At 61.2% G+C, this 17,446-nt stretch carries 15 protein-coding genes; 8 read left to right on the forward strand and 7 right to left on the reverse strand.

Translation table 11 applies throughout. The features are described from left to right. Positions 1 to 43 precede the first annotated feature (43 nt). From PMI16_RS04525 to PMI16_RS04545, 5 genes are all read right to left on the reverse strand, one after another. A complete protein-coding gene (locus tag PMI16_RS04525; protein ID WP_007876826.1) occupies positions 44 to 1,084 on the reverse strand; it encodes a glycosyltransferase family 8 protein in 1,041 nt (346 codons plus the stop codon). After that, complete coding sequence (locus PMI16_RS04530) at positions 1,081 to 2,193, reverse strand: glycosyltransferase family 9 protein (RefSeq protein ID WP_007876828.1); 1,113 nt, start codon at positions 2,191 to 2,193, stop codon at positions 1,081 to 1,083. The genes PMI16_RS04525 and PMI16_RS04530 overlap by 4 nt, the downstream gene beginning before the upstream one ends. A 64-nt stretch (positions 2,194 to 2,257) precedes the next feature. Beyond that, positions 2,258 to 3,997, reverse strand: a complete 1,740-nt coding sequence (msbA, locus tag PMI16_RS04535; RefSeq protein ID WP_007876830.1) for a lipid A export permease/ATP-binding protein MsbA — start codon at positions 3,995 to 3,997, stop codon at positions 2,258 to 2,260. A 43-nt stretch (positions 3,998 to 4,040) separates the two neighbouring features. Continuing rightward, positions 4,041 to 5,258, reverse strand: coding sequence for an O-antigen ligase family protein (locus PMI16_RS04540; RefSeq protein WP_007876831.1), 1,218 nt, complete (start codon positions 5,256 to 5,258; stop codon positions 4,041 to 4,043). A 169-nt stretch (positions 5,259 to 5,427) separates the two neighbouring features. Beyond that, positions 5,428 to 6,006 carry a helix-turn-helix domain-containing protein gene (locus PMI16_RS04545; RefSeq protein ID WP_193365715.1) on the reverse strand — a complete coding sequence of 193 codons (579 nt, stop codon included), beginning with the start codon at positions 6,004 to 6,006 and terminating at the stop codon, positions 5,428 to 5,430. A gap of 279 nt (positions 6,007 to 6,285) precedes the next feature. Between PMI16_RS04545 and PMI16_RS04550 the strand changes: the two genes are divergently transcribed. The 8 genes from PMI16_RS04550 (at position 6,286) to PMI16_RS04585 (ending at position 15,404) form a co-directional block, all read left to right on the forward strand. Further along, on the forward strand, positions 6,286 to 7,653 hold the full coding sequence (locus PMI16_RS04550) for an LLM class flavin-dependent oxidoreductase (RefSeq protein WP_007876835.1): 1,368 nt from the start codon (positions 6,286 to 6,288) through the stop codon (positions 7,651 to 7,653). Positions 7,654 to 7,812: 159 nt separating this feature from the next. Beyond that, the gene (locus tag PMI16_RS04555; protein WP_007876837.1) at positions 7,813 to 8,307 is read left to right on the forward strand and encodes a flavin reductase; all 495 of its coding nucleotides are present in this window, start codon (positions 7,813 to 7,815) and stop codon (positions 8,305 to 8,307) included. A gap of 17 nt (positions 8,308 to 8,324) precedes the next feature. Beyond that, on the forward strand, positions 8,325 to 9,596 hold the full coding sequence (locus tag PMI16_RS04560) for an MFS transporter (RefSeq protein ID WP_237719780.1): 1,272 nt from the start codon (positions 8,325 to 8,327) through the stop codon (positions 9,594 to 9,596). 74 nt (positions 9,597 to 9,670) lie between these two features. After that, positions 9,671 to 11,101 (forward strand): NAD-dependent succinate-semialdehyde dehydrogenase, encoded by a 1,431-nt coding sequence (locus tag PMI16_RS04565; protein WP_007876842.1) that lies wholly within the window; start codon positions 9,671 to 9,673, stop codon positions 11,099 to 11,101. Positions 11,102 to 11,339: 238 nt separating this feature from the next. Beyond that, a complete protein-coding gene (locus tag PMI16_RS04570) occupies positions 11,340 to 11,558 on the forward strand; it encodes a DUF3311 domain-containing protein (protein ID WP_007876844.1) in 219 nt (72 codons plus the stop codon). Between the two features lies 1 nt (position 11,559). Beyond that, positions 11,560 to 13,059, forward strand: coding sequence for a sodium:solute symporter family protein (locus tag PMI16_RS04575; RefSeq protein WP_007876850.1), 1,500 nt, complete (start codon positions 11,560 to 11,562; stop codon positions 13,057 to 13,059). Positions 13,060 to 13,135: 76 nt separating this feature from the next. After that, complete coding sequence (locus PMI16_RS04580; RefSeq protein WP_007876851.1) at positions 13,136 to 14,341, forward strand: M20 aminoacylase family protein; 1,206 nt, start codon at positions 13,136 to 13,138, stop codon at positions 14,339 to 14,341. Between the two features lie 142 nt (positions 14,342 to 14,483). Beyond that, positions 14,484 to 15,404, forward strand: a complete 921-nt coding sequence (locus tag PMI16_RS04585) for a bestrophin family protein (protein ID WP_007876852.1) — start codon at positions 14,484 to 14,486, stop codon at positions 15,402 to 15,404. On the opposite strand, the gene mug is transcribed toward PMI16_RS04585, so the two are convergent. Together mug and rng are read right to left on the reverse strand one after the other, a co-directional pair. Beyond that, positions 15,392 to 15,925: a G/U mismatch-specific DNA glycosylase gene (gene mug, locus PMI16_RS04590; protein ID WP_007876853.1), complete on the reverse strand. Its 534-nt coding sequence runs from the start codon at positions 15,923 to 15,925 to the stop codon at positions 15,392 to 15,394. The two genes, PMI16_RS04585 and mug, sit on opposite strands and share 13 nt — an antisense overlap. A gap of 31 nt (positions 15,926 to 15,956) precedes the next feature. Next, positions 15,957 to 17,429 (reverse strand): ribonuclease G, encoded by a 1,473-nt coding sequence (gene rng / locus PMI16_RS04595; RefSeq protein ID WP_007876854.1) that lies wholly within the window; start codon positions 17,427 to 17,429, stop codon positions 15,957 to 15,959. Positions 17,430 to 17,446 lie beyond the last annotated feature (17 nt).

A 17,446-nucleotide genomic window follows, 5' to 3' on the forward strand; every position in this document is an offset into this window, starting at 1 on the left:
GTCGGCAGATCGGGTAGCGTTGTTCTTCAGGCAGGTACGTGGCCTATTTGGCGGCGCGCTTGCGCAGGTAGCGGATGTACCACTTCAGGCTTTCCAGCGGTCGTCCCTGGCGGTACATGAAGCGCGAATGCATGCGCATTTCCTTGGTGTTCTTCGGCTCGGGATCGAGCGGCATGTCCGACCACGGCGACAGCGACAGGTATTTGCGGAACAGGTGGCGCGCATCGTGGCCGCTCCAGTCGGTCCATGGCTTGACGGCGCCGGCGAAGTGGATGAACACCGCCTTGCCCACCGGACGCAGCGCGAACTTGTTGACGTTGAGGTCGTGGATCAGGTCGTACAGGTAGTTCCAGCGCGGCGAGACATAACGTGCGCGGCCGTTGAGCACGATGTTGAGCGCATCCTGGTCGTTGAAACGCATGTCGGTCTTGCTGTCGAGCAGCGCGTCCAGGGTTTGCTGCGTGATGTCTTCGCTGATCCACTTGGCGATGTTGATGAAGATCACGCCGCCGTTGAAGTATTCATTGTGCTTCAGACCCAGCGCGGCGACGCGGCGCTGCAGCGTCACCGGCGCATCCGGCACCACCACGGCGATGTCGCCGCTGATGTCCATGTCGACCATTTCATCGAGCTTGTTGACGCACAGGATGTCGGCGTCCAGGTACAGCACGCGGTCGGTCTGGCCTTGCAGCACGGTCGGGATCACCAGGCGCGTGAAGATCGACAGCGAATAGTGCGAGTGGCCGAGGAAATGCGAGAACTGCGTGAACGATGCCAGGTCCAGCAGATGCAGTTGCGTGCTGACAGCATACATGTCTTCCAGCTGTTTCAGGCGGCGCTGATGGTCGTCGGACACTTCAAACGCCAGCACGTGGAAGGTGAAATGCTGTCCCGGGTTGTTGTCGATGATGGAGGCGATCGTGCCGCCCATCGCGCGGAAATAATTGTTGTCCACGCAGAACGCGATGTGGAAGGAGGGCTTGCCGTTGCTGCCGACGGCAGGCGCCGTTGCTTGCGGATTCGCTGCCTGGCTCACGTACTGATTTACGGGCTGGTTTACGGATTGATTCACGGGTTGGCTCATTGCATGGCTTTCATGACTTGTTCGACGGTGACGGCCTTGACCCAGTCGCGGCGGCTTGGCGCTGTGATGACGGTGCTGTTGGCGCGGTCGATCGGGACCCACTCCGGATTCTTCTGGCGCATCAGCGCGATCACCGGAACGTGCACGGCATTGGCCAGGTGCATGACGGCGGTTTCCACCGAGATGATCAGGTCGCATCGTTCCAGGATCGCCGGCAACTGGAAGAAGTTTTCTTCGGCGCTGAACAATTCGGTGCGTTCCAGCCGGTAGCTGCTGATCACCTGGCGCGCATGGGCCAGTTCCTGCGGCACGGCGTTGACGATGAAGCAGCTGTCGCGCCATTTGTCCTGCTGCTTCATGGCGATGATCAGTTCGGCCACATGCTCCAGCGGCCAGCAGCGTTTTTTTGTTTTGGCGTACGGGTTGATGAAGACCAGTTTGCCTTGGTTGCCCTCGGCATTCCTGAAACCCCAGGCAGCCAGTTTTTCCTGGGCGTACTGCTTCCACTGCGCCGGAATGTCGACAAACGGAAAGCGTTCCGCCGCACCGACTTCCAGGCCGCTGAGTTGATGGAACCAGTGCGCGTAGACATCGCTGATGTGCTGCGGATTGCTGCGATCGACGGTGTAGGGCGGAATCGCGGCGTCCAGCTTGCGGTACGCCAGCCGGTGATGCGGCTGGTAGAACTTCACCCGTTTCTTCATGCCGACGACCAGTCCGTCGGGGCTGATGCTGCGCGCCAGCGATGCGTACAGATGGGGACGCAGGGTCGCCAGCGAGACGACGATCGGATAGTGCTCCTGCTGCGCTTCGATGATCGATTCCTGATACAGCGCCGGGCTGTAGGTGCGGGTATAGATCTTGTCGAAGAAAGGGCAGGCTGCGACCCAGTCGTACAGCGAATATTTTTGCAGGTGCTTCCATTGCGACTCGTCGCCGGTGCGGCGCACCTCGTCAACCCAGAGATGCACCTTCAGGTGCGGATTGGCTTGTTTGAACGCCTGGAAGAAATTCTGCAGGTAAGTGAAATCGCCCAGCGCCAGGTGGGCGATGAACAGGATCTTGTCCGACTTTTTCAGCAGCTCTGCTGGAATCAGTGTCTGGGGCATGGTTGAGGTTTTTTCTCCGATGCTTCGCTATGTTCTTCTGTGCTTGCCGGCAGGTGCAACGGTTTCAGGCGCCAGCCTGCTGCGAGAATTGTAAACGGTAGAGGTTCGCGTACACGCCTTCATTGGCCAGCAACTGCTGATGGCTGCCGACTTCGACGATCTGGCCATGCGACAGCACGACGATGCGGTCGGCGCGTTCGATGGTCGACAGGCGGTGCGCAATCACGAACGTGGTGCGGCCTTCCATCAGGCGATCCAGCGCGGCCTGGACCGCGCGTTCGGATTCGGTGTCGAGCGCCGAGGTGGCTTCGTCGAGGATCAGGATGGGCGCATCCTTGTAGATCGCGCGGGCGATCGCCACGCGCTGGCGCTGGCCGCCTGACAGGCGCGAGCCGTTGTCGCCGATGCGGGTTTCCAGGCCTTCCGGCATGCCTTCCACGACATCGGTCAGATGCGCGGCGACAACCGCCGCACGCACGCGTTCGGCATCGGGATGGGCGTCGCCGTAGGCAATGTTGGCCGCCAGCGTGTCGTCGAACAGCACGGTGTTCTGGCTGACCATGGCGATCTGCTGGCGCAGGCTGGTCAGCGAAATCGACTCGATCGGCTTGCCGTCGAGCAGGATTTCGCCACTTGTTGCGGAGTAGAAGCCCGGGATCAGGCTCACCAGCGTCGACTTGCCGCCACCGGACATGCCGACGAAGGCGATGGCCTCGCCCGGCTGCACGTTCAGGTTGATGTTTTGCAGCGCCAGCTGGGTATGGCCGGGGTAGGAGAAGTTGACGTTGACCAGATCCAGCTTGCCGCTGCTGCGCGCCGGCAGAGTCTCGCCGCCGGTGCGTTCGACGGGTTTGTCGATCAGGATGTAGACTTCTTCGGCCGCCGCCATGCCGCGTTGCAGGGGGCCGTTGATTTCCGCCAGTTGCTTGAGCGGCGCCAGCAGCATCAGCATCGCGGTCAGGAAGGACACGAAGCCGCCGACCGTGATCTGGCCGTTGCCCGACTGGATCAGCGCCATCACGATCACGATCGCCACCGCGCAGGCGGTCATCAGCTGCGTGATCGGCACCGTGGCGGAAAACGCGGTGGTCATGCGCATGGTGTAGCGGCGCAGGTTCTCGGCGCGCTCGTGGAAACGGCCTTTTTCGTAATCATGGCCGCCGAAGATCTTGATCACTTGCTGCGCGCGCGTGGTTTCTTCGATGACTTGCGTGAGTTCGGCATTGACGGCCAGCGAATCGCGATTGAGTTTCTTGAGGCGTTTGCCGGTGGTGCGCACGACCACGGACACCAGCGGCAGCAGCACCAGCGTGACGATGGTCAGTGCCCAGTTCAGATACAGCAGCCACGCCAGCAGGCCCAGCACGGTCAGCGCCGAGCGCACGATGGACGTGAATACCTTGGTCACCATGTCGATGATCTGTTGCACTTCAAACATCATCGAGTTGATCACCTTGCCGACGGTGTTGGTGGCGTAGAAGTTGACCGGCAGGTCCAGCATGCGCGCAAACATCTGGCGGCGCAGTTCGTTGAGGATGCGCGTCGTCACCCAGGTCATCATGTACGAGCTGGTGAACGTCGCGATGCCGCGGATGAAGAAAATGCCGATCACCGCCACCGGCACCAGCCACAGCGAGAATGTCGGCTTGCCGACGAAGCCCTTGTCCAGCAGCACCTGAAAGATATACGGCACCACCGGTTCAGTCGCCGCCGTGACGATCATGGCGAGGAAAGCCACCGCCAGGCGCTTCTTGTGAGGCCAGTGCAGAGCGGCGAGGCGCTTCATATTGTGCGACAAAAACATGTTGTTCCTTACTGATTGCTGCAATTGAAAATGCGATGGGCGATCATGCCACGGCCAGCCGCATCCGGGTGCGTAAATTGGCCCAGAGTATGACCGTCATGAACGCAAAAATCATGACCCCGTTATTGTGCGTCAAAAAAGCCTGCGTCAGGCCGAACGCCAGGTAGCTGACCACGAGCAGCGTACCGGCGAGCGCATAGTCGCGAACGGCATTGTCCGGGTGTCGCAAGTGGCGCGCAAACAGCCGCAGCGGCGCCAGGTAGAGCGCCAACACCGCCAGCAGGCCAGGCAGGCCGTGCTTGACGAGGGCGTCGAGGTATTCGTTGTGCAAATGGGTGTGTTCTTCGATGGACGGCGCCGCCGCACCTTGCCGGACCAGTTCCGCCTTGCCATCGAGCATGCCTTGCTTGCCCCAGCCCAATAGCCAGTGTCCCGGCAACATGGCCACGCCGGCGCGCCACATCTCCAGGCGGGCGCCGACGGAGGAGTCGGCATTGCCGTGCGCCATATAATCGCCGGCTTCGGTTACCGCCAGTTGAGTGCGCGCCTTCAGGCCCGATTGCGGGACCATCCATAGCATGGCAAGAGCGACGCAGAAAGCGATAACACCGCCGCGCAGCAGACGCCTGCTGGCGGTACCTGCATGGTGCATCAGGAAGATAATCAGGCAAACCGGCAGTCCCAGCCAACTGCCGCGGCTGCCGGTCAGCAACGACCCGGCCAGGCCGGCGAGCATGCCCGCGCCGAGAATACACGTCCAGAAGGATCGATGGGGCTGCCGTTGCGCCCAGGACAAGCCGCACAGGCAGAGAACGCCAAGCACCATGCTGATGTTGCCGTACTGGATCGGATTGGTGGTTCCACCCGGACGCATCTCGCCGCCGACGAAGAACTGCCATGTGCTGAACAGACCGGCGCCGATGCCGCCCAGCGCCAGGCCGGACCAGAACGCCGTCGGACGCGGCGGGTACGCCAGCAGCAACAGCAGTGCAGGAATCGCCAGCAGGAAGCGCAGCGGCGCGTCGTATTCGCGTGTCGGCGCGGCGTGAATCAGGTTGGATGCGATGCTGACCGCAAAGTAAATCGCCAGCACCGCAATCAGGAAGCCGTCTTGCCTTTCCAGTCCGAACGGCGCGGGACGACGCGCCAGCAAGGCCATGCTGCCCAACACCAGCATGCCCGCACCCAGCGAAAAACCGCTCGCCACCACCAGCGCAATGGCAGAAAACAAAAACACGGCGACAGAGGTGAATACAAGCATCCAGACAGTCCTTGGAGCATCCTGAATTGGCCCGCAAGGGCGCAGCCAGGCCGCAAATTGGAGAAACCGCACATTGTAATGCAAGGGCCGGCCGAATTGATTCACGCCGCATGTAAAGCAGACGGGAATGGAATTGTCTGAATGATAATTTTCCGATGCCGAAGGGCGATCAGCGACGCACCAGAGCGATCAGGTATTTGCAGGCTTTGTTGCCGGGATTGGTAAACACGCAATCCATCGGCGGACCAAGCTGGAGGCAGTCGCCCGGATTGAGCTGGTGCTCCTGTTCGCCCTCGCGGAACAGCAGGCGGCCCTCAACCATCAGGATCTGTTCATGCTGGAAGGTGAAGGCGCTGGCAGGATAGGGCACGCTGACCTTGGCCGGCAGGACGATTTCCAGCAACTCCAGCATCCCGCCGGCAGGCGGCGACAAGGTGCGGCGGGTATAGCCGGTTTCGGGATCGGTCCAGACGTTCTGGTGCGCGTGCTGGTTCAGACGGTTGTCGTTCTGTTCCGCCAGCGACAGCAGCATCGACAGCGCCAGCCCGAACGCTCCCGACAAGCGGCCCAGCACTGTGGCGGTAGGGCTGGCCTCGCCACGCTCGATCTTGCTGATCATTGCCTTTGACACGCCGGAGCGCTCGGACAGTTCCGCCAGCGACCAGCCTCTGCTGCCACGCTCGATCTTGATGCGGGTGGAAATGGCCTGGGTGGGGTCTTCTGCGATGAGGGCGTGAGAGGTATTCAAGCGAATGAAAAGATCGATGTCGGTAAGGCTCGGATTATAACCGCTGCACCTATCAGGGGAAACCAGGAAGGGCGCGCGCACCACGGCCGGGCTTGATCCGGATCAATGTGGGGTATCTGTATTTAGTCTAAAAAATATGCAAAATATTCTTGCATAGTGTATTTTTGTCCAATATAGTAAACGACAGGTAAGTAGGAAAAACACGATTCAACAGCAGCTTATGCGCTGGATTGCATCGCCAGCAGCGACAAGAAAAGCATTCACTATCGAGGAGACAGGATGTCCAGGGAAATCCATTTCAACGCATTCGACATGAACTGCGTCGGTCATATTCAGCAAGGCCTGTGGCGCCATCCGCGCGATCGTTCCGCCGATTATCGTGATATCCACTATTGGATGGACTACGCGAAAAAGCTGGAGAAGGGCTTGTTCGACGGCATCTTCTTCGCCGACGTGATCGGTGTCTACGATGTGTACGCCGGCAACCCGGACGCCGCCATCCGCGGCGCGGTGCAGGTACCGGTCAATGATCCGACCATGCTGATTCCGGCCATGGCGGGCGTGACCACCCACCTCGGTTTCGGCGTCACCAGCAATCTGGTCTATGAGTCGCCATTCCTGTTTGCGCGCCGCATGTCGACGCTGGATCACCTGACCGGTGGCCGCGTCGGCTGGAATATCGTGACCGGTTATCTGGACAGCGCTGCACGGGCGATCGGCCTTTCCGGCCAGATGGCGCATGACGACCGCTACGACCTGGCGGACGAATACATGGAGCTGGTCTACAAGCTCTGGGAAGGCAGCTGGGAAGACGGCGCCGTGCAGGTCAACCGCGCCGACGGCTTCTACGCCGACCCGTCCAAGGTGCATGTCGTCCATCATCGAGGACGCCAGTATCAGGTCGACGCCATGCATTTGTCGGAGCCGTCGCCGCAACGCACGCCGGTGCTGTACCAGGCCGGCTCTTCCATGCGCGGCCGCCAGTTCGCCGCCACGCACGCCGAATGCGTCTTCGTCAATGGCCAGAGCAAGGACGGCGTCAAGAACATCGTCGACGACATCCGCGCACAAGCGGTGGCATTGGGACGTGCCGCGGCCGACATCAAGGTCTTCCTCGGCGCCACCATCGTCACGGCCAAGACCGAAAGCCAGGCCAAGGAAAAATTCGCCGAGTACCAGCGCTACGTCAGTTCGGAAGCGGCGCTGGTGCACGCCGCCGCCTCCATGGGCATCGACTTCGCCAAGTACGACATGGACGAACCGATCGAAACCGGCAAGAGCCAGGCGATCGTCTCCAACGTCGAAGCCATGACGCGCAGCGCCGGTCCGCAATGGACCAAGCGCAAGCTGCTGGAACAAATGACGCTCGGCAGCCGCCAGCCGCCACTGGTGGGGTCGGCGGAGCAGGTGGCCGACGCGCTGATGGACTGGTCGGAGCAGGCCGGCGTCGACGGTTTCAACCTGTCGCGCACCGTGGTGCCGGAATGCTTCGACGACATCATCGAGCTGGTGGTGCCGATTCTTCAGGAGCGCGGCGTCTACAAGACCGCCTACAAGCAGGGACCGTTGCGCGAGAAACTGTTCGGCACGGCACGTCTGCCGGGCAGCCATAGCGCCAATCAGTACCGGATTCACCCGAAGCCGTAACACCGGGCAAAGCAAGGCTCGTTCTCCCGTTCAATGATTCTGCCGGCGCCTCGTGGTCTAGCCACGATGCACCGCGGGAGAGCGTGCGTCCAAAGATTCAGGCATCAGATTCCCATCGAGCAATCCGTTCCACCGGTTCCACCACAGAGAAGGCCCGTCATGATCGATAAAGCCATTTTCCGCGAAGCCATGTCCAGCTTCGGCGCCGCCGTCAACGTCATCACCAGCGACGGTCCTGCCGGTCTGGCCGGATGCACCGTGTCCGCCGTCTGCAGCGTCACCGACGAGCCGCCGACGCTGATGCTGTGCATCAACCGCGACAGCCGCAACAACGCCATCTTCAAAGAGAATGGCGCCTTGTGCATCAACGTGCTGTCGGCCAGCCAGCAGCAACTGGCGGTGCTGTTTTCAAGCAAGGGCGTCGACGTCAGGGAACGCTTCCTGTCCGCCGAGTGGGAACGTCTCGATACCGGCGCGCCGGTGCTGGTCGATGCGCTGGTTGCACTCGATTGCAAGATCGATTCGGTATCGGAAGTCGGCACCCACAGCGTGTTCTTTTGCTCGGTGCAGGCAGCGCGCAGCAACAAGGGCATGGAGGCGCTGATTTATCTGGGCCGCAATTTCCATCGCCTGCCGACTGCGCTCGCGGCCTGACAGGACTGAGTGCGAAATTGAACGCGAAAGTACACATCGGCACACCCACCGATACACCCGCCATGCCGTCTCCCCAGACCACCGCGCTGCCCGGCAAGATGCGCTCCCTGATCATCTTGCTGCTGTGTGAAATCGGCGCCATGGCGGTGTGGTTTTCTTCCGTCTCGGTGGTGGCCACCATCAAGCGCACGCAGTCCATCCCCGCGCTGGACCAAGCCCTGCTGACCAGCTCCGTGCAGTTCGGCTTTGTCGCCGGCACGGTGATCAGCGCCTTGCTGTCGCTGGCTGATCGCTACGACCCGCGCCGCCTGTTCATGGTGTCCGCGTTGGTTGCAGCGGCGGCCACCGGGTTGTTGGCGCTTATGCCGCCGGTCGGACCGGCCGTGTTCCTGCTGCGCTTCGTCACCGGCATGTGCATGGCCGGCGTGTATCCGGTCGGCATGCGGCTCGCGGTGACGTGGGCGCAACGCGACATGGGTTTGCTGATCGGCTTGCTGGTGGGCGGACTGACGTTCGGTTCGGCCAGCCCGCATCTGTTGGCGGCTCTGGGGGGTATCGACTGGCGCGCAATCTATGCAACTGCGGCGGCTTGCGCGGCCTTGTCCGGCATCTGCATCCTGTTCTGCGGACTCGGTCCCAACATGGCGCGCAGCAGCCGTATCGATTTCAACTACATGGCCCAGGCCTGGCGCAATCCGGCGATTCGCCTGGCCAACCTCGGTTATCTCGGACACATGTGGGAGCTGTACGCCATGTGGGCCTGGCTGGCGGCTTTTCTGGCGGCGAGTTTTGCAGCGGCAGGCATGGGACGTGCGGATCACTTCGCCAGCCTGTGGACGTTTGCCGCGATTGCCATCGGCGCTATCGGCGCCGGCGGCGGCGGCTGGCTGGCGGATCGCTTCGGGCGCACCACGCTGACCATCGCAGCGATGGCGACCAGCGCCTGCTGCGCGGTGCTCATTGCCTTCCTGTTCGGCCTGACACCATGGCTGGTGGTGCCGGTTGCGCTGGCATGGGGGATTTCGGTGATCGCGGATTCCGCCCAGTTCTCCGCCAGCGTCGCCGAGCTGGGCGACGCGTCCATGACGGGAACGCTGCTGACGGTGCAGACCTGCGCCGGATTTCTGCTGACGCTGGCGAGCATTCACCTGGTGCCGGAAATGGTGGCATGGGCAGGCTGGCGCGCCGGCTTCTGCATGCTGGCGATCGGGCCCGCACTCGGCTGCGTCGCCATGTACCGCCTGCGCTTGCGGCCGGAAGCAATGCGCTTGGCGAACGGAAAAAGATAGTCGCCACAAATTTCAGAAACATATTCAGCAACGGATGCAGCGCACCAGCGCGTGTCATTTCATAAGGTCGAGCGATGAACAACTATCCTGAAATTCAATTCCTGATCAACGGCAACTGGATCCACTGCGCCGGCAAGCCCGTCCTCAATCCGGCCGACGAAAGCGTGATCGGCAGCGTGCCGATGGCCACGCCGCTGCATCTGGAACTGGCGCTGCAGGCCGCCGACGCCGGCTTTCATATCTGGAAGAACATGGCGCCCGCCAAGCGCGCAGAAATCATGCTGCGCGCCTGCGACCTGATGCGCGAACGCGTTGATGTCATCGCCGCCGCGATCACGCTGGAGCAAGGCAAGACGCTGGCGCAGGCGCGCGCCGAAGTGCTGCGCGGCTGCGACCTGATCGCCTGGGACGCCAACGAAGGACGTCGTTTGTACGGTCGCCTGATTCCCGCCGAACCGGAGATGCGGCATACCGTATTCCGCGAACCGGTCGGCGTGGTTGCCGCCTTCACACCGTGGAATTTTCCATTGAGTTCGCCGGCGCGCAAGGTTGGCGGTGCACTGGCCGCAGGTTGTTCGATCATCCTCAAGGCAGCGGAAGAAACGCCTGCCGGCGCCGTCATGCTGGCGCGCGCCTTCACCGATGCGGGTTTGCCACCGGGAGTGCTTAATCTGGTGTTCGGCGATCCGGCGCAGATTTCGGAAACGCTGATTTGTCATCCGCTGGTGCGCCTGGTGACCTTCACCGGCTCGACCGCCGTCGGCAAGCAATTGGCGTCGATGGCCGCGCGCCACATGAAGCCGGTCATCATGGAACTCGGCGGACACGCGCCGGTGATCGTCTGCGAAGACGCCAATCCCGAGTTGGCGGCAACCATCTCCTTGCAGGGGAAGCTCAACAACGGCGGCCAGGTGTGCGTGGCGCCGACACGCTTCTTCGTCCATCGAGCAATCTACGATCGTTTCGTCGCCGCCTGCGCCGCCTTCGGTGAAAAGATCCGCGTCGGCGACGGCATGCGCGAAGACGTGCAGATTGGCCCGGTCACCAACGTGCGCCGGGTACAGGCTCTGGACGCCATGGTCGACGATGCGCTGCTGTACGGCGCGCGCATCGTGTGCGGCGGCAAGCGTTTGCCCGGCGCCGGCTATCACTTCCCGTTCACCGTGCTGGCCGATGTGCCGGTGACGGCGCTGGCGATGCGTGAAGAACCGTTCGGGCCGCTCTGCCTGATCAGCCCGGTCGACAACATCGACGAAGCCATCGACAAGGCCAACGCGCTGCCGTTCGGCCTGGCCGGTTACGCCTTCACCGAATCGGCCAACTACGCCCACAAGCTGGCGACCGAACTGGAAGTCGGCAACCTGGCCATCAATCACATGGTGTCCGCCGTGTCGGAGACGCCGTTCGGCGGTGTCAAGGACAGCGGTTACGGACGCGAAGGCGGCACCGAAGGACTGGAGCATTACACCCACGTCAAATCGGTTTCGCACAAGTTGCTGGGCTAAGCCCTAAGTCCCGCCATCGTTCCGGAGGAGGCGCCATGTAGCCGGTCCGTGTCCTTCCGTTTCGTTCTGCATTTTAGTTGTTGAGTTTAGTTCGTCAGTCCGGTTCGCCAGTCAATCTGAGCGGGGAACCTTGCAGTCCGTCGTCGCCTGTTTCTGCTGCCCGCACGTCGTTGTATCGGCGGCAGACCACGCTTGTTGTCGTTTGCATTTGTCAATTGTCAATTCAAGGGGGGATTCAATGAGTGCAGTCCGGTATCTTGCTTTAGTGCCCGTAGCGTCCGTCATGCTCGGGCCATTTTTCTGCAATCGCGTCACGCCGTTTTTGTTCGGCCTGCCGTTTCTGCTGTCGTGGATGGCGCTGTCGCTGGCGATGACCTCGGTGGTGATGTACATCGTGTATCGCTTCGACCCGCGTAATGCGCCGGGTTACGTTGAATACACCGAGCAAGGAGAGTGACATGAATATTTCCCTGATCCTTATTTTCGGCACCATGCTGCTGGCCTTGTGGCTCGGCATCCGCGCACAGCGCGGCAAGGACATGAGCCTGGAGCAATGGACCGTGGCTGGACGCGGCTTCGGCGCCGGGCTGGTGTTCCTGCTGATGGCGGGCGAGATCTACACGACCTTCGTGTTCCTCGGCGGCAGCGGTTTTGCCTACGGCGTCGGCGGTCCGGCATATTACATGCTGGGTTTCGGCAGCCTGAGTTTCGTGCTGTCCTACTGGTTGCTGCCGCCGATCTGGCGCTTCGCCAAGACGCACAGCCTGCTGTCGCAACCGGACTTCTTCGCCAAGAAATTCAACAGCCCCGCACTCGGCATCCTGGTGGCGCTGGTGGGCGTGGTCGCGCTGATGCCTTACCTGGTCCTGCAACTCAAGGGCCTGGGCATCATCGTGAGCGTGGCTTCGTATTCCGGCCTGAGCTCAACCCAGGGCGTCTGGATCGGTGCCATCGTGACCGTGATCTACGTGATGGTCTCCGGCGTGCACGGCTCAGCCTGGACCTCGGTGCTGAAAGATTTCCTGGTGCTGGCGGTGGCGATCTTCCTCGGCCTGTATCTGCCATGGCATTACTACGGCGGCATCACGTCGATGTTTGAGGCTATCGAACACGCCAAGCCCGGCTTCCTGGCGCTGCCCGCGACCGGCAAGAGCGCGGTGTGGATGACGTCCACCGTACTGCTGACGACGCTGGGTTTCTACATGTGGCCGCACATGTTCATGGCGTCGTTCACCGCCAAGAGCGAACAGAACCTGCGCCGCAACGCCTACACCTTGCCGATCTACCAGATGATGCTGTTGTTCGTGTTCTTCGTGGGCTTTGCCGCGGTATTGCAGATTCCGGGCCTGACCGGTCCCGACATCGATCTGGCGCTGTTCAAGATTTCGCTTGCGACCTTCGATCCCTGGGTGGTCGGCATCATCGGTGCTGCCGGCGTGCTGACGGCGATTGTTCCCGGTTCGATGATTCTGATGGCGGTGTCGACGCTGCTGGCCAACAACGTCTATCGCGCCTGGCGCACATCGACCGGCAACGCCGAAGCCGACAACCAGCACATCGGTCGCGTCGCCAAACTGGCGGCGCCGCTGGTGATGCTGGCCGGCCTGTGGTTCACCCTGCAAGGCGGACAGACCATCGTGTCGCTGCTGCTGATGGCCTACAGCCTGGTTACGCAATTGTTCCCGGCGCTGCTGGCGAGCCTGTTGCCGTCGAAACCGGTCAGCAAGGCCGGCGCCATCACCGGCATCCTGGTGGGTGAAGCAACCGTGGCGGCGCTGTCGGTGACCAAGATGACGATCGCCGATCTGATTCCCTTCATTCCGGATGCGTTGAAGGACACCAATGTCGGCGTCGTGGCTCTGGCGTTGAATGTGGTCGCGATGCTGCTGGTCTCCGTCGTGACCCGTTCAGGCGTCAAGCAAGGCAGCCAGTCCTTGCAGGCTGATTCGGTGGCATAACGTTGTGGCGGCGCGGCAAGGGGAAGATTTTTTCCACCATGTTGCGCCGTTTTTTCATGATTTCGATTCCATTACCATGACCTCTATCGACGCTCCGGCTTTTTCCGACAGTCAGATGCTGCGCGCCATGATTGCCGCCAACCTGCCTTTTCTGAGCAGCTTCCGGCGCGATCTGCATCGTCATCCCGAATTACGGTTTGAAGAACATCGGACCGCAGCAGCAGTTGCCGCAGAATTGCAAAACGCCGGTTACACCGTGCGTCAGGGCATGGGCGGCACCGGTGTCGTCGCCACGCTCAAAGGCCGGCGCGACGGTCCGGGAATCGTCCTGAGGGCGGATATGGACGCCTTGCCGATCCGCGAAAAGAATGTCTTCGCACATAGTTCCACCTGCGAAGGCCGCATGCACGCTTGCGGTCATGACGGCCACACCACGATGCTGCTGGGCGCAGCCTTGTTGATGAAAACGTTGACGGCGCCGGAGCATGACGTGCACTTCGTGTTCCAGCCGGGTGAAGAGGGCGGCGCCGGTGCGCGTAAGATGATGGATGACGGCTTGTTCGAGGAATTCCCGACGGCGGCGGTATTTGGCATGCACAACTGGCCGGACTTGCCGGCCGGTCAGTTCGGTTTGCGCGTGGGGCCGATCATGGCGGCCGGCCAGCGCTTCCGGATTACCGTCAACGGACGCGGCGCACATGCCGCGCAACCGCAGCTGGGCATCGATCCTATCCCGATCGCCTGCGCCATCGTCCAGCAATTCCAGACACTGATCGCGCGGCACAAGAGTGCGGTCGATCCGGCGGTGATCTCGGTGTGCATGTTCAATGCCGGCGAGACCGACAACGTCATCCCGGACAACGCCGAACTGCGCGGCACGGTGCGCACCTTGTCCTCGTCCCTGCTGAAGAAATTGCAGGGTGAAATGGCGAGCATCGCCGAAGCAATTGCATCGATGCACGGCGCCAAGGCAGTCTTGGATTTCTTTCAATACTATCCGGCAACGGTCAATACCGCCGCCGAGACCGCATTCTGCCAACGCGTGCTGGAGTCCTGCTTCGGTGCGGAGCAGGTGCACGGCGATGTGCCGGCGAACATGACCTCGGAGGATTTCGGCTTCATGCTGGAAGAGCGTCCCGGCGCTTACATCCTGCTCGGCAATGCCGCGCAGGGCAACAATCATCGGCTGCACAATGCTCACTACGACTTCAACGACGACGTCATCGCCTACGGTGTGGAGTACTGGATACGGCTGGCGCAAAGCTACGCGCCGCCGGGATGAGCGGCGATACGTCAGCGTGACGGGCATGCTGTTGTTGTCGGCTGTACATCAATCCTGAGGGAAAATCTGTACTCCAACCGAGGCGCCGTTTGAGCGTATTCTGTGGCGCATAGAGTCCTTCACGTCGCCGAGAGAGTCCAACATGATTGTCCGCCCGCAGCAAAACTGGTTTCGGATGCTTCTGGTCTGGGATGGCTCGGTGCTGCCGTCCATCCTGCCGCAGATGGCGCTGATGACGATCGTGTCGACGCTGGCGGTGGTCACGAAGGGCAGTGTGCTGGGCGAAAAGTTGCCGCTCAATATCGCCTCCTTCACCTTGCTGGGGCTGGCCCTGGCGATCTTCCTTGCGTTCAGGAACAACGCCAGCTACGAGCGCTTCTGGGAAGCGCGCAAGATGTGGGGGCAGTTGCTTATTTCGGCACGCACGCTGACATCGCAGGCGCAGCGCTACGGCAATCCCGGTACCGGCGAGTTCGATCAGGCGCTGTTTGAAAATCGTCTGATTGCGTTCGTGTATGCACTGAAGCATCAGTTGCGCCACAGCGCGTGGAATGAGGATCTGGGCCGCCTGTTGTCCGGCGAGGATCTGACGAAGTGCGGACAGGTGCAGTATCGTCCGGTCATGCTGCTCGACCGCCTGCGCGACATGATTGCGGTTGCGCATCGCAGCGGCCATCTGTGCAGCGAACAATTGTGGATGCTGGACCACCAGCTCAACGAACTCAGCGTCATCCTCGGCGCCTGCGAGCGCATCGCCTCGACCCCGATTCCCTATCCCTACAGCGTGTTGCTGCATCGAACCGTGTATGTGTACTGCCTGCTGCTGCCGTTCGGGCTGGTCGATACGATAGGCATTGCGACGCCGGTGATTTCGGTTTTTGTTTCGTATACCTTTCTGGCGCTGGAAGCGATTGCCAGCGAGATCTCCGAGCCTTTCGGCACTGCTCCCAATTGCCTGGCGCTGGACGCCATCGCGACCGAGATCGAGCGCACGGTGCTGGAACTGGGTGGTCGGGAAATTCCTCCTTCCGCCGCAGTGGGCAAGAACTTTCAGCTCAGTTGATTCGCGGATATGTCGTAACGCAATTCCTGATACGCCTGCACCAGATTATCCAGGCTGAATCCACGATTCAATCCGCTCGGATTCGGCAAGACCCAAACCATTGCTCCGCCAAAAGGCTCCGGCTGCTTTCCCCAAGTAATCTTCGGTTTTCCCGAGATGGCCTGATAGGCAGGCTTGCCTAAAAAGGCCAGGCATTTAGGCTTCAGCTTTTCAATCTTCTCGCTTAACTTTGCGGATGCGAGAAGATATTCTTCCCGGAGCAATTCATCAGCGCGCGCGGTCGGGCGTTCGACAACGGTCGTCAGGCCGCAGCGATGCTCAAGTATCTTGCGGTCGTCGAACGGATCAATGAGCGTCGGTGTAAAGCCTGCAAGATGAATGGTTTTCCAGAAGCGATTGCTGCGACCCATGAAATGGTGGCCGGCGGCAGCCGCAGACATCCCGGGATTGATGCCGCAGAAAACCACATCGAGTCCGGGAGCCAGAAGATCCGGAAGAGAATTCCCCGCAGGTGGCGTCATGATTGATGCTGCTCAGACATGTGGTGACGGATCACATCAAAATGATGTCGTACTGCTCCTGCTGATAATCGGTCTGCACCTGCAGTGAAATCGGTTTCTGGATGAAGTCGCCGAGCATCGCCAGGTGCTGGGATTCTTCTTCCAGGAACATGTCGACCACCACTTGCGCCGCCAGGATGCGGAACTCGCGCGGGTTGAATTGCTTGGCCTCGCGCAATACCTCGCGCAGGATTTCGTAGCAGACCGTGCGCGAAGTCTTGACCTGGCCCTTGCCTTTGCAGGCCGGGCAGGTTTCGCACAGGATGTGGGCCAGCGATTCGCGCGTGCGCTTGCGCGTCATTTCCACCAGGCCCAGCGTGGAGAAACTGGAGACTGAAATCTTGGTGCGGTCGCGTTGCAGCGCCTTGTTCAATTCGCTGAGCACGGCGGTGCGGTGCTCGAGGTTTTCCATGTCGATGAAATCGAGGATGATGATGCCACCCAGATTGCGCAGGCGCAGCTGGCGCGCGATGGCATGCGCGGCTTCCAGGTTGGTCTTGAAGATGGTGTCGTCGAAATTGCGGCCGTTGACGAAGCTGCCGGTGTTGACGTCGATGGTGGTCATTGCTTCGGTCTGGTCGACGATCAGGTAGCCGCCGGACTTGAGGTCGACGCGGCGGCCCAGTGCGCGTTCGATTTCTTCTTCCACGCCGTACAGGTCGAACAGCGGACGTTCGCCGCGATAGTGCATCAGCTTGGGCAGGACCGACGGCGTGTAGAGCGTGCCGAACTCTTGCAGCATCTGGAAGTTCTCGCGCGAGTCGACCTGGATGTTCGAGGTGTCGTCGCTGACGAAATCGCGCAGCACGCGCTGGGCCAGGCTCAGGTCCTGATACATCAGCGTCGCCGCGGGTTTGGTCTTGGTCTGGGCGACGATGCTGGCCCAGGTCTTGCGCAAATATTCCACGTCCATCTGCAGGTCGGCGTCGGAAGCATCTTCGGCCATGGTGCGGATGATGAAGCCGCCTTTTTCTTCCGGTGGCAGCAGGCTTTGCACCTTGCTGCGCAGCAGTTCGCGTTCGGCTTCGTTTTCGATGCGCTGGGAAATGCCGATGTGCTTGTCCTGCGGCAGGTAGACCAGCATGCGGCCGGCGATGGAAATTTGCGTCGACAGGCGCGCGCCCTTGGTGCCGATCGGGTCCTTGATGACCTGGACGGTGATGGTCTGGCCGTCGAACAGCAGTTTTTCGATCGGGATTTGCGGCACGTTCTGGCCATGCTGGCCGTCGTGCGGTTTGGCTTCCCAGATGTCGGCGACGTGCAGGAAGGCTGCGCGTTCGAGGCCGATGTCGATGAAGGCCGACTGCATGCCCGGCAGCACGCGCACGACCTTGCCGAGGTAGATGTTGCCGGCCAGGCCGCGCGAGAGCGTGCGTTCGATGTGCAATTCTTGCACCGCGCCCTGCAGGATGAGCGCCACGCGCGTCTCCTGCGGCGTGATGTTGATCAGGATGTCTTCGTTCATGGTCCGGTGACCCTAAA

Source organism: Herbaspirillum sp. CF444, from assembly GCF_000282135.1.
In the GTDB taxonomy this organism is placed as follows: domain Bacteria; phylum Pseudomonadota; class Gammaproteobacteria; order Burkholderiales; family Burkholderiaceae_D; genus Herbaspirillum.

Bases quoted from the DNA above. Each gene is read 5' to 3' on its own strand.
- PMI16_RS04585 (WP_007876852.1), top strand. From the start codon at position 14,484: ATGATTGTCCGCCCGCAGCAAAACTGGTTTCGGATGCTTCTGGTCTGG.
- PMI16_RS04530 (WP_007876828.1), bottom strand. From the start codon at position 2,193: ATGCCCCAGACACTGATTCCAGCAGAGCTGCTGAAAAAGTCGGACAAG.
- PMI16_RS04555 (WP_007876837.1), top strand. From the start codon at position 7,813: ATGATCGATAAAGCCATTTTCCGCGAAGCCATGTCCAGCTTCGGCGCC.
- rng (WP_007876854.1), bottom strand. From the start codon at position 17,429: ATGAACGAAGACATCCTGATCAACATCACGCCGCAGGAGACGCGCGTG.
- mug (WP_007876853.1), bottom strand. From the start codon at position 15,925: ATGACGCCACCTGCGGGGAATTCTCTTCCGGATCTTCTGGCTCCCGGA.
- PMI16_RS04575 (WP_007876850.1), top strand. From the start codon at position 11,560: ATGAATATTTCCCTGATCCTTATTTTCGGCACCATGCTGCTGGCCTTG.
- msbA (WP_007876830.1), bottom strand. From the start codon at position 3,997: ATGTTTTTGTCGCACAATATGAAGCGCCTCGCCGCTCTGCACTGGCCT.
- PMI16_RS04550 (WP_007876835.1), top strand. From the start codon at position 6,286: ATGTCCAGGGAAATCCATTTCAACGCATTCGACATGAACTGCGTCGGT.
- PMI16_RS04525 (WP_007876826.1), bottom strand. From the start codon at position 1,084: ATGAGCCAACCCGTGAATCAATCCGTAAACCAGCCCGTAAATCAGTAC.
- PMI16_RS04540 (WP_007876831.1), bottom strand. From the start codon at position 5,258: ATGCTTGTATTCACCTCTGTCGCCGTGTTTTTGTTTTCTGCCATTGCG.
- PMI16_RS04565 (WP_007876842.1), top strand. From the start codon at position 9,671: ATGAACAACTATCCTGAAATTCAATTCCTGATCAACGGCAACTGGATC.
- PMI16_RS04580 (WP_007876851.1), top strand. From the start codon at position 13,136: ATGACCTCTATCGACGCTCCGGCTTTTTCCGACAGTCAGATGCTGCGC.
- PMI16_RS04570 (WP_007876844.1), top strand. From the start codon at position 11,340: ATGAGTGCAGTCCGGTATCTTGCTTTAGTGCCCGTAGCGTCCGTCATG.